The sequence below is a fragment of the Geosporobacter ferrireducens genome (genome assembly GCF_001750685.1).
Classification (GTDB): Bacteria; Bacillota; Clostridia; order Peptostreptococcales; family Thermotaleaceae; genus Geosporobacter; species Geosporobacter ferrireducens.
On the sequence record NZ_CP017269.1, the window covers coordinates 886601 to 898937 of the forward strand.

9 protein-coding genes are annotated in these 12337 nt (G+C 37.1%); all 9 read right to left on the reverse strand.

Features of this window, described 5'->3' with window-relative positions; genetic code table 11:
- Positions 1 to 110 precede the first annotated feature (110 nt).
- Entirely contained in the window at positions 111 to 1547 is a 1437-nt protein-coding gene (locus Gferi_RS04550; RefSeq protein WP_069974455.1) for a trimethylamine methyltransferase family protein, read from the reverse strand.
- Positions 1548 to 1585: 38 nt separating this feature from the next.
- Complete coding sequence (locus Gferi_RS04555) at positions 1586 to 2803, reverse strand: NAD/NADP-dependent octopine/nopaline dehydrogenase family protein (RefSeq protein ID WP_069974456.1); 1218 nt, start codon at positions 2801 to 2803, stop codon at positions 1586 to 1588.
- Between the two features lie 86 nt (positions 2804 to 2889).
- A complete protein-coding gene (locus tag Gferi_RS04560; protein WP_069974457.1) occupies positions 2890 to 3525 on the reverse strand; it encodes a cobalamin B12-binding domain-containing protein in 636 nt (211 codons plus the stop codon).
- Positions 3526 to 3543: 18 nt separating this feature from the next.
- A complete protein-coding gene (locus tag Gferi_RS04565) occupies positions 3544 to 4344 on the reverse strand; it encodes a methyltetrahydrofolate cobalamin methyltransferase (protein WP_069974458.1) in 801 nt (266 codons plus the stop codon).
- 479 nt (positions 4345 to 4823) lie between these two features.
- Complete coding sequence (locus Gferi_RS04570; protein ID WP_069974459.1) at positions 4824 to 6566, reverse strand: sigma-54 interaction domain-containing protein; 1743 nt, start codon at positions 6564 to 6566, stop codon at positions 4824 to 4826.
- Positions 6567 to 7031: 465 nt separating this feature from the next.
- Positions 7032 to 8597 (reverse strand): BCCT family transporter, encoded by a 1566-nt coding sequence (locus Gferi_RS04575; protein ID WP_069974460.1) that lies wholly within the window; start codon positions 8595 to 8597, stop codon positions 7032 to 7034.
- A 182-nt stretch (positions 8598 to 8779) separates the two neighbouring features.
- Positions 8780 to 9976, reverse strand: coding sequence for an electron transfer flavoprotein subunit alpha (locus Gferi_RS04580; protein WP_069974461.1), 1197 nt, complete (start codon positions 9974 to 9976; stop codon positions 8780 to 8782).
- A 47-nt stretch (positions 9977 to 10023) separates the two neighbouring features.
- Positions 10024 to 10812: an electron transfer flavoprotein subunit beta/FixA family protein gene (locus Gferi_RS04585; protein ID WP_069974462.1), complete on the reverse strand. Its 789-nt coding sequence runs from the start codon at positions 10810 to 10812 to the stop codon at positions 10024 to 10026.
- A 36-nt stretch (positions 10813 to 10848) separates the two neighbouring features.
- Complete coding sequence (locus Gferi_RS04590; RefSeq protein WP_069974463.1) at positions 10849 to 12327, reverse strand: FAD-binding oxidoreductase; 1479 nt, start codon at positions 12325 to 12327, stop codon at positions 10849 to 10851.
- Between the last annotated feature and the right edge of the window lie 10 nt (positions 12328 to 12337).

A 12337-nucleotide genomic window follows, 5' to 3' on the forward strand; every position in this document is an offset into this window, starting at 1 on the left:
TATTTCCCCCTTAATAATTTTGAAAAACAACCTGCCATCCCATAAAAGCTACAATCTGACTCCTGGCAGCACCTACTAAAGAAAGGCAGGTCGTTTCTTTGACTAATATCTTACTTTACTGAATCCATGTACTTTTGTTGTATTTCATCTAATTTCTCCAAGATTGCAGCATCTAAAGTTGAGCCTGGATGATTTTCCATTATTTTATTTATCCATTCTTTTGCTATAGAATGTACTTCTGACTGATCTGGATTCTTCATTCTTCTGCTGAATAGGCTTGGATACCAAACTTGTTTGAATTTCTTGAAGGTTTCCTTTTCGTTTAGATAATGTCCTCCGTGACCTACTCTTGAAATCAAATCCAGATTGAGTGTCGCATCATCAACTTTAATGCCTCTAGCATAATGCTTGGCTGCCTCAATGATTTCATCTGCAATAACTACCATTACAGGCGATACACTATTACAATGGTCCATGATTCCAACATCATGAACGACGTTGGCTTTGCTCAAAAATGTTGAGAAAACCTGCATACTCACTTCTGCAAAAGCTTGAGCATCAAGACTTTTTGAATCGCTGCAGGCTGCCGTACCATAGAAAGGTAGATTATAATAATCTGCCATCTCTGAAGCTGCCGCGATCATTAAGTGGAACTCTGGCGCTGCATAACTGCCTATACTGGTTTTCATATCAAATATAGAAGGCATTGCACCGATTATAAACGGAGCTCCTGGGTTGATGAGTTGTGTAACCACAATTCCCGTGAGGATTTCTGAATAACATTGAGCCAATGTTGTAGCCATGTTCATTGGTGCTGTACCGCCCATCATACAATAAGGCATATAAACCACCGGTATCTTATTGATGGCACTTAGATAAAGCTTTTCCGTGCTTTCAGCAGGATGGGTCAGTGGTGGTATCGGCTCGCAATAATTAAAAATAAATGGTTTTTCTTGTAACACCTCTTTTCCGCCTGCAACCAAAGCCGCTATATCTATGATTTCCTGAATCGTGTCAATATCATTGGTTGAAAAATTAATCGGTTTTTCAAAGTATTTAAGGGTTTCAATAAAGCTTATTACAGATTGTACCTTGGGATCAACATCACTGGAAAGCCCTACAGAAAGGACAAAATCAATATTCTTTAGATTTTGAGCAATCTTACACATCAATTCTGTATCTTTCTTTAAGAAAGGTCTTACACTGTCAGTTTCTATATCCAGTATTTCCAGTTGGTCTGCATGGGTACCAAAATACAGATTGTTTTTACTGTTTAATATCATATGAGGATTCTTATTTCTATCATAGATAATTACCTCTTTGGGAACGGTCTCTAATGCCTTTCTTACCAGATCCCTCGATATTCGCGTAATTCCATTTTCATCCGTATAACAACCATTCTCATGGAGCAGTTTCAAGGTTCTTTCTCCTGATATCTTCATTCCTAGTTGTTCCATGATGGTTAAGCTGGCTTCATTGATTTGTTCTATGGCCTCATCTGATAAAACAGCGAACTTGATATTTCTTTCAATATTATATTTTTTCATAGGAGATCCCTCACTTTATTAATCAATCCATTATTCATCTATTTTAGCGTTCCATTATGAAGGTAATCTAGCATTTCTTCTTTGCCCATCTCTCCAAGTCCCAAGTATTCTAATGTATATCCGTCAGCATAAAAATCTCTTTCCAGCATGGCAGATGCTAAGTTAATCATAGAATCAATAACAGGCGTAGCAACACCAAGTTTTTTGCCAAGTTCATGATAAACATGACAACCCACAGGTATATCCTCTGTGATGTATCGATTCTCCATGGTAAATGGGCCTGTTCCAATTTGAATTTCATCAATTTGGTCAAATGGAATTACATAATCTTCTCCCATATATTCACAACCTAAGATATTTTCTCTTGAGAAAAATTGTTCCTTTTTGAATTCCTGGATTCCGACTCCTGCAGCTTTAGCAATCGCACATTCTTCTTGATAAAGACTGTATTGTACCTTAGAAATAGATGGACAATAAGCATGAGAATAAATAGAGAAGTCATATTTGTTCTCACCGTAAATCAATCCCCAATTTTCCATTGTTCCTACACCTAGAATCGTACCTGGGCAATGAAGAATGGGGTTGACATTGCTAAAGCCAGTGTCTAAAACGGTGTCCCCACCTACAGGTCCATCTCCATTTGTGATTGCATCCATGGATGGTATATATTTAACACTCTCTAGAAAATCTGCCTGATCACAACTGGGGAGACTGGCACCTCTTAATGTGATGGCTCGATAATATACACGAATGCTTGGAAGAACAACGCCGCCTTTGATATCTACTCTTGAACCATATGGCGAGGAGGACCAACCACCTACGATAACCTTCTTCGTGCATCCAGCTTCCCGCATCATTTTTCTTAATAGTAAAGAACCATAGTTATCAGGGTAGATATGTATAACCTGGCCATCCTCTAAATGGGGAATCATGGCCTTAAAGAAAGGTTCGTGACCCATTGCAGGAGTTGTAACCAAAATAATTCCTGCACCTTTTATAGCTTCCTCGATGGAGGTCGTTACTTTTTCAAATCTTGCGATCCCTTCTCGTTTAAAACCATATAAATTTAACTGCTGTCCATAGAAATTTATTCCTTGGCGTTCTACACCAAAAAGAGTTTTTGCGGCAAAGGGTTCTAAATCGCAAATTCTGACCTTTTTGCCTGCAAGTGCACAATCCCCCGCTTGAGCCTTTCCTACAGCCCCTGCACCCAGAACTGCGATAGGCATATCCTTCAAATAACTCATTCTCTCCATGTCTTATTCCTCCACTCCATCAATATTTATTCAAACTCTTTAAATAATCCCTTAAATACTTCTTAACGCTCACTGGTATACAACACTTAGGCTATATTTAAAAGCTTTTTACATAGTGAAATGGCACCGCCTGCATCATCTGAGTATCCATCAGCATTTATCGTTTTTGCAAACTCGGCAGTTACAGGTGCCCCTCCTACAATAATTTTTGCTGATACTTCATTTTTTCTTAATAGCTCTACAGTTTCCTGCATAGAAACCATCGTTGTGGTCAAAAGTGCTGATAAGCCGATAATATCAGGTTTTTCCTTTTCGTAAATCTCTAAGAACTTATCTGGCCCTTGATCTATACCTATATCTATAACTTCAAAGCCACTTACCTCAAACATCATTTTAATCAGATTCTTACCAATATCGTGTAAATCACCTGCTACAGTCCCTATAACGATTTTCCCAAGGGTCTTCATCTCTGCATCTCCCATTTTGGGCTTAAGATATTCCATACCTGCCTTCATGGTTTCTGCACACATCAGTACTTCAGGTATAAACAGGTCTCCACACTCCATTTGTTTTCCCACCACATTCATGGCTTCCGTAAGACCTTCTGTCATGATCCTGTTTACAGGTACTAAAGCATCAAGAGCTTGATCAATCAACATAATGACTGAATCTTCATCTCCTTCAATAACACATTCTTTGATTCGTGTAATCATATCCTCCATCTTTTCTTCCCCCTTATTCTAAAATTCAAGACTCCCTTTTCTAAAAGCTTTTAAATATTTTTTTGCAAACTTATCCTTATTCAGCAGCGCTTCGGTAGCGTAGATCATCGCCATCATTCTTTTATTTCCCGGATCTAGAATCGCGCCGTCGAGTCCAGCCATCATACATAGACTCAAAAACGTAGCATTGAGTAAGCCTCTCTTTGGAAGCCCATAGGAGATATTACTCAATCCACACATAAAATGCACCTCTTGAAAGCTTTCCTTAATCCCCAGGATTGTGTCTAGGGCAATATTTCCCATTTCTCCGGAAGAACTAATCGGTTGGATCAATGGGTCAATAAATATATCCGATTCACGGATACCCATAATCTTTAATTTTTCAATAAGTTCTTTCCCAACCTGTACCCTCGTATCAGCATCCTTAGGCATACCGAAGGCATCGTCTATTACGAGTGCTACGATAGCGGCCTCATAATTCCCAATTAATGGTCCTATCTGGGTAAATCTCTCATTCTCATTTGTAATAGAATTGATTAGGGCTTTTCCCTTATGCACTTTTAGGGCTGCCTCTAATGCTTTAGGGTTCGGACTGTCAATACAACATGGCAAATCCACCACTTGTTGTACTGTCCTTACCAGCCAGGGTAGAGCTACCTCCTCTTCGTTTATGAGAGTTCCGCAATTGACGTCTATATAATCTGCCCCTCCGTCAGCTTGAACCTTTGCCAGCTCCTGAATGAACTTTTCATCCCTATTTATGACGGCTTCTGTTACACCTTTCAAGCTGGTATTTATTTTTTCGCCTACTATAATCACAACGCACACCTCCTCTTGTACTTTTTTTAGTCTCTATTCGTAAACTATTTGTTTCACAGTGATATATTTTGCAACAAGCATGCCAATTCAAACTTTTACGATACAGTATCTTTCCCGCTAAACGAAAAAAACTGAGGGTTGCATGAGATGCTGTAAAAATCTCATGTAATCCTCAGTTTCTCTTATTGACTAATAAAACGCTAATATTCATCGATGGAGAACCTGCACTTAAATAGTGAAGGTTCCAGTTTTTTTAGCCTGCGACCCCTCAAATCCATATCTTAAAGCTAGCTTTACATGCTTTTCCATGTCAAAATGATATAAATCTATGTCACTTTAAGATAGTGTAAAAACCTTTTCAAAGATAGTTTTCTTCGCTTTCAATCGGAATACAGATGTCAAAATGAAACAATATATGAACTTTTTAATTCATGTAAAATGCATTTAAGTGCCCTTTTATCCCTTCAACAGTCTTGTATCTATGAATAGTATCCAACAGGTTTTATTTTGTACTCTTTAATCTTTCTATATATTGTAGACCGACTTATACCCAGGCTGTTTGCTGCAAGTATCTTTCCCTCATCACTCCAACCAAAATGATTGAGTACTTTTATAATATGTTCCTTCTCTATATCAGCCATTGTTTTTATCTTTTTTGCAGGTTCCTCATTCAAGTTTATCTGATAAGGTAAAGACTGCCTTGTAATATACTCTGTATATTCGATACTTACCGCATATTCAATAGCATTTTTTAGTTCTCTTACATTACCTTTCCACTCATACTGAACAAATATATCCTTTACTTCATTATCCAAATCAATAATCTTTTTACTAAGCTTATTCGCATACATACTAATAAAATATTGAGAAAGCAATAAGATATCTTCTTTCCGTTCTCTCAAAGGCGGTATAAAAAGGGTGATCACATTCAATCTATGAAAAAGATCTTCTCTAAATTTTCCCTTTTCAACCAAGCTTTTCAAATCTACATTTGTAGCTGCTATCACTCTGATATCTATAGGATTTTCTTTTATACTACCAATCTTCTCAATGGTTCTATTCTCCAAAACCCTTAGAAGCTTAGGCTGAACATGTAAAGGAATGGCTTCGATTTCATCTAAAAAAACAGTTCCCTTGTTCGCTGCAAAAAATTTTCCATCTTTTCCAGTGCTTGTAGCACCCGTAAATGCTCCCTTTTCATACCCAAACAATTCACTTTCTACCAATCCTTCAGGAATAGCGCTGCAATTTATGACTGTAAAATTATTATTTCTTCTTAGACTGTTCTTATAGATATATTCTGAAAAGAGTTCTTTTCCTGTTCCCGTTTCACCAACTAAAAGTACTGTTGATTCTGTAGCTGCCACTTGCCTTACTCTATCCATAAAAACAGTAAATTTTCTGTCTTTTCCAATGATTGCATGGTTCTTCGTACTTACCCTTCTATAGTTCTCTCTACTGCTTTGATGATCCTCTAGAAGATTTATAATTGTACTCTCTACATTTTTTCCAATACAGACTTTTTTAATATGACATAAATAATGACTATGTCCTATAGTAATTTTCTGATAATCATTGTTCCTGGTCTCTAAATTTATCCTGGGCAAAACGTCAAATATGAATTGTCCAATCATAATAGAACGATTCATATTGAGTCTATTCTCAATAAATTCATTTAAATTTATTATTTTTTCTTCCTTATCTAGGAGAATAACACCCATATCCAATTCATTAATAATCGAATTGTGAATAATATCATAGTAACTGATATGCTGCTTCACATTGCTTTCAGCAATTTTTGCACAAATCAATTTGCCTATCTCTTCTATAAACATCAGTAGATCATTCGTTGTATGCTGTAGAAAATTATTATCTCCTTCAAAAGTAACAACCCCTATTACGCCTATGATTTCTCCCTCAAATATAATTGAGGAATATACAGCTTTTTTATACAAACAGTTTCCGTAAAAAGAGCAATTCATACAAAATGGTTCTTCCCCCGGGTTATTAACAACCAATCTTTTTTCCTTCGTTTTATTTATTAAATTAGCGATCATTCCTTTACGGGTTACCTTTTGACCTACTGTATCTTTTAATATACCTGTCCCTGCAATTCTAGTTAAATTCGTATCAATAACTTCAATATCTAAGTTCAGTAAATTCGATGTAGCTTCAGCTAATTGTTGAAAAACCTGCTGCATACTTTGTAATGTTGTTAGCATGCTTAACCACCCCGTATTTTGTGTTTTCCTGAATTTTTTCTTTATTGCCAAGTGGATGTAAAACATTTAGTTTTTTATATTTTATTCCATAATTATTTTGTTTTTCCTTCATGCTTCTAAGGTTTTCATCTTAAATTGATAGAATTATGCATTTATTTTCCTGCCAGTTTATGCATTACTATGTGCAATGTCTTGAAAATGAAGAGACGTCCTATCTATATCTGCTGCGGAAACAGTATCACTAAGGACGCCTTCATTTGAATACAATTGGCATGCTCTTTTTTGAACTTAATACAAGATTAAAGTTTTTTAAAATCCTAGAAAGCTGATTCAATATCCCTTCAAGGATCGTAAATATTTGTAATAGGTTAATTAACTATACACATTTTAAAAAATTTCCTGTATACTATGTATGTATCAAATTCTAACTTTTTTTATTTTTTTTATTTTTCTTTTTTTTTTTTGCTAATTTCCGGCTTCTTCTTTCTTCTTAGACTTACTAACTACATCAAACTTATATGGATCCTTCATAATATAACCTAATGAAACTATGCTTAATATTCCTAGGAATAATGCAGGGAAGCCTCCTAAGTATGAAAGCATCTTTATGCCATCAATCCCAAGAGTTGCAATGAATATCAGTGCAATTGCACCAACAGCTACACCCCAGGTTACTTTAAGGTATAGTGGAGCTTCCTGTGCTCCTTCAGTGATTCCAGTGGTACAAATACTTGCCATTGCATTGGTCGTCGAGTCTGTTGCTGTTATAAAGGAAATAATTACAGCAAGCAGGTAAATACCAATCAACAAGCCAGATAGAGGTAAATTTCCCAGTACTGCATATCCTGCTGCCGCTGATCCTTGTTCATTCATAATTGCTAATATATCTACCTTACCAGTCACTTGGAAGTTGATTGCACTGCCACCTAGAATCGTCATCCATACTGCACTGAATATACTTGGAATTACAAAATTCATTGTTATGACTTCTTTTACCTTGTAACCATATGCAATCCTGGCTAAGAATACAGCGGTTACCGGAGCCCAGGCCATCCAGTTTGACCAGTAAAACGTTGTCCAGCCTGTTGCCCATTCATCTCCGGCTGCAGTACCCGTAAACAATGCCTTATTGAATATTCCAGATAAGAATCCACCGAATGCTTCCGTGCCGGAACTAAACATATATACAGTTGGCCCTAAAAGCACTAGTACACCTAATATGACATAGTAAATATATACGTTGATATCCGATAGAATCCTAATTCCCTTCATCAATCCTGTACCAGATGAAATGATAAAGGCAATTGTACCAATGATGGTAATAACGATCCATAAACTTTTATCGTTATTAATGCCCAGCAGTGCATTAATTCCACCGCCCATATTCATAACAGCTGTTCCAAAGGAAGCAGAAATGCCTGCTGCAACTGCAAATAAAATCACAGCATCAATTACCATATCTAACTTGCTTTGATCATATTTGCCTATGATAGGAGATATTTGTGAACCTACGCTGAAGGGACGTTTCATATTATAGTATGCGAAAGCAAACACAACGGTTGGTACTGCGTAAAATGCGTAGGGTATAAATGTCCAATGCAGATAAAGTGTTTCCATTGCAAACTTAGCTGCTGCCGGCGACATTGGTTCTATCCCTAAAGATTCTGGCGGATATGCCAAATGCCAGATAGGCTCTGCAGTTCCCCAGAATAGAATCCCTGCAGCAATCGTTGTACATAATGTTATTGCAAACCAAGATGTTTTTTTAAGCAGCGGTTTTGCATCCTCTCCACCTATTCTTACATTTCCTAAAGGTGAAAAATACGCACCAATCATTACTAACAAACATAAAACACCTGCCCAACTAAACATCCAGCCACATTGAACCGTCATAAAATCCTTTGCTGTTGTAGTAACTTTTAAAAAAGCTTCCGGACTTGCAAAGTTCAAAATAATTGCTAATACTAATAAAATGAATGCTGGGAAGAATACCAATGGTCTAATGCTGTTGTTTTTTGATTGTGTACCCATGCTACAACCTCCTCATAATAATAGTTTGTTACTTTAGCACAATCTTAAAGCTAGCAAGATATATGCCAGTATAGCTCAAACTTTGAATATCCCCCCTTTCCCAGTAACAATAAGATTTTCACTTAATTTTTAAATCTAAATATTAAAAGGATTACGTTTTCCTGAGAACTACGAGCCAAAAGCTAATCCTTACCACTGCCTGACTTAATCTTTTTAATTAGCCTCGGAAGTATCTCATATAGATCACCACAAATAGGCTGATGGGCAATTTTGAAAATAGGACTGTTTATATCTGTATTTATGGCAATAATATTCTTACTTCCCTTCATTCCGGAAATGAACTGAATAGATCCAGAAACACCACAGGTGATGATTATTTCCGGTTTTACAGTTTTTCCGGATAATCCGATTTGCTTCTCATAAGGCATCCACCCTTTTTCAACCAATGTTCTTGATGATGCCACTTTTCCGTTCAGTAGATCCGCTAACTCCTGAGCTAATGATAGATCTTCTTTACGCTGGAATCCCTGCCCAACAACAACTAATATTTTTGCATCTGAAATGCTCTCTGTTTTAGCCAGGTCATTAACTCCTAAAATTTCGATTTTTGATTTCAGTTTTTCATCTTCTATAGAACACTGTAGCAAATTATCTCTTAATTGGAGTTGTGGCTCTGCTTCGCTCATTACCTTATATCTAACCGTGGCAAATTGTGGTCGGTGGTTTTCTGTAATAATCTGTGCCATGATATTTCCACCAAAGGCTGGTCTGATCTGTACCAAATCAGAATTCTCCCTTATTTTTAACTCTGTACAATCTGCAGTAAGTCCTGTATGAAATCTTGTAGCAATAGACGGAGCAAGTGATTTTCCAATTTCGGTTCCACCTATTAAAACAATAGAGGGCTTTAAATGGTTTTTTATGCAGTCTTCAAAGGCATTTGTATAGATATCTTCCTTGTAGTATTTAAAAGACGCGTGATCGTACATAAAAACTTGTTCAACCTCATAGTGCATCAGTATTTTAGCTTTTTCTGCAATCCTATATCCGATAAATAAACAGTACACTTTATAGCACACTACTTTTGCTAATTCCAAAGCCTTCCCAATTAGTTCATAAGTTATGGGATGTATTTCTCCCTGATCATGTTCAACATATACTAAAATACCGTTCCACTCTGCCTTATTCATATCATTCATTTTTATTTTACTGATAGCTAAGGCTGCTTCCGGACAAATGTCTATACACATGCCGCATAGCGTACAGGTGTCATGACTGAGCAGTTTGCGATCATCCATCTCCAGTGCATCATAAAAACATGCGGATATACATTTGCCACAAAGTGTACATCGATGATTATCTACTTGCAGCTCCTGCAATTCATCACCTCATTTTAAAAAAGACTTTTCATGTTTATAGAATCAACCTATATTAACCGACCTTGCTTTACACAATTATAAATTTCTAAGGCCAGTGTATCCCCATCCCCTGTTAAAACCTGCCGGTACGTTGTTCTTTCCGGCAAGAAAACTCGTTCTACCTGTGTCGGTGAACCTTTCAGGCCATATTTAAGGATATTCTTTTCCTGCATATCCTGCATCGATAGTTTTTTAACTTCTTTTTTTGCCGCCATTAGTTTCAGCTTTAAGGATGGCAGCCGCGGACGAAAAGCATCGGGATGGATAACTAGCAGACATGGCATAGCAGCCTTTAATTGCATATTTTTATTTCCTAGTTGCTGCGTTAAAAGTATTTGGGTTTCATTAATAGAATCAACAGCAGTCACACCATAGATGTGCGGAATCCCTAGCTGCTCAGCTAGTGCAGGACCTACTTGACCAGTATCACCATCCGTTGTCTGACTTCCGCATAGGATCAGATCATAATGATCACTCACACAAATCCCCTGGGCTAAGGTATATGCGGTTGCATAAACGTCTGCGCCTGCAAATCTTGCATCTGAAAGCAGTACGCCATCATCGGCTCCCATGGAAAAACTATAGGCAATCACCGCCTCAGCACTTTTAGGTCCCATAGTAAAGGACGTAACAGAGCCATTATAGGCTTCCTTCAATTGTAATGCTGCTTCTATTGCAGAAAGATCATATGGATTAATCCTTGTGGGGCCACGATCTCTGATCAATACACCTGTATTTTGATCTGTCTCTATCTCACTACTTGCCGGTACCTGTTTAATACAAACAGCTATCTTCAATATAAACCCTCTTTTCTGAAATACTATTGAGAGCATTCATTGGTCAAACATATTTCCCGGATTCCATATTCCAATAGGATCCATCTGTTTTTTTAAGTGCTTCAGTTCATTTAATATCGCTTTACTCGTTATCCTCTGATAAAGTTCTTTCTTAAGCTTTCCAACACCATGTTCTGTGAAAATTTTACATCTATTCGCTGCAGCTTGGGCTGACCATTTTTCGATGAGCCTTCTCCCTTTGCAATAGTCTTCATAGCTCTTAGGAACTATATTGACATGAAGATGATTATCGGATATATGTCCAAAAACGACTATATCTAATGCGGCTTCATCTGCATCTGTCTGATAGCAGTTAACAAGTTCCTCAAATGATTTTTCTTTAAATGCTATATCTGTTCCTAACTTTGTTATCCGGTTATCTTTTAATCTTGCCCTTTCAACTGCAACATTGATGGATTCAGGCACTGCATGTCTCAATGCTCTTGTTTTCTCAATTTCTATTTCTCCAGAAACCGCCCATGCAGTATCCGGATCACTTACAGATTCAACTGCCAATTCCATGAGTTTTTCGGCAATTTTTTCTATGTCAGCTTCCAAGTCTCCGAAAATTTCCAAATATACTATACCAACGGTTTCTCCACTAACGTCCGGTAGGTCCTTTAGTTTTGTCGCTACCTGCTTTAACTCATGTACATGCTTTAAAGCTGTTTTGTCCATATATTCAATCGCAGCAAGGCTAGCAGTGCCTACTTGATGATCTGTGTTCTTCATATTTTCTATAAAATGATAGATATCTGAAGCCAATTGAAAGAAAAAGACAATTCCCCAGATTTCTTTAGGCCTATTTAAAACTTCGAGTGTAGCCTCAACGATTACACCAAACATTCCTTCACTTCCAATAAAAATATCTATCAAATCATGATTTTCTTTTATTCCCATTGTATTGGTATCAAGTGTTATTACATTTCCGTTCGGCAACATGCATTGATTACGATTGAATTTTCTTTCTCCTCTTTTCAGCGTAAATATTTGTCCGTGGTGATCTACATAACTGATCTCTTCAATATAGTCGTTGGTCTCTCCATATAAACACTTATGTATCCCTTGAGCCTTTGTAGCAATTACGCCCCCTACAGTAGCTGAAGTCTCTGTAGGCTCTGGCGGCCAAAATAAATTACGTTTATACAATTGCTTATTTAGTTCTTCTATGGTTATTCCAGGCTGAACGGTAACATAGTGGCTTCCGTTCTTCTCTTGATATTGAATAATATTACTCATATTCCTTAAATTCATAATGTGCCCCGTATTCGGAACAGCTCCACCACATATACCTGTTTTGCCACCCTGAACCGTTATTGGAATACGAGAAACCGAGAGGGACTGAATAATGCTGGACACCTCTTCTTTTGTTTCCGGAAAAGAGATACTAGCTGCCGTACCCTTCATTTTTGACTCATCTTCCAAATATTCATCATATGACCTTTCAAATGATTTTATTAATTTCTCAATTCTCATAGTCTCTCCA

Bases quoted from the DNA above. Each gene is read 5' to 3' on its own strand.
- Gferi_RS04550 (WP_069974455.1), bottom strand. From the start codon at position 1,547: ATGAAAAAATATAATATTGAAAGAAATATCAAGTTCGCTGTTTTATCA.
- Gferi_RS04555 (WP_069974456.1), bottom strand. From the start codon at position 2,803: ATGGAGAGAATGAGTTATTTGAAGGATATGCCTATCGCAGTTCTGGGT.
- Gferi_RS04560 (WP_069974457.1), bottom strand. From the start codon at position 3,525: ATGGAGGATATGATTACACGAATCAAAGAATGTGTTATTGAAGGAGAT.
- Gferi_RS04570 (WP_069974459.1), bottom strand. From the start codon at position 6,566: ATGCTAACAACATTACAAAGTATGCAGCAGGTTTTTCAACAATTAGCT.
- Gferi_RS04575 (WP_069974460.1), bottom strand. From the start codon at position 8,597: ATGGGTACACAATCAAAAAACAACAGCATTAGACCATTGGTATTCTTC.
- Gferi_RS04590 (WP_069974463.1), bottom strand. From the start codon at position 12,327: ATGAGAATTGAGAAATTAATAAAATCATTTGAAAGGTCATATGATGAA.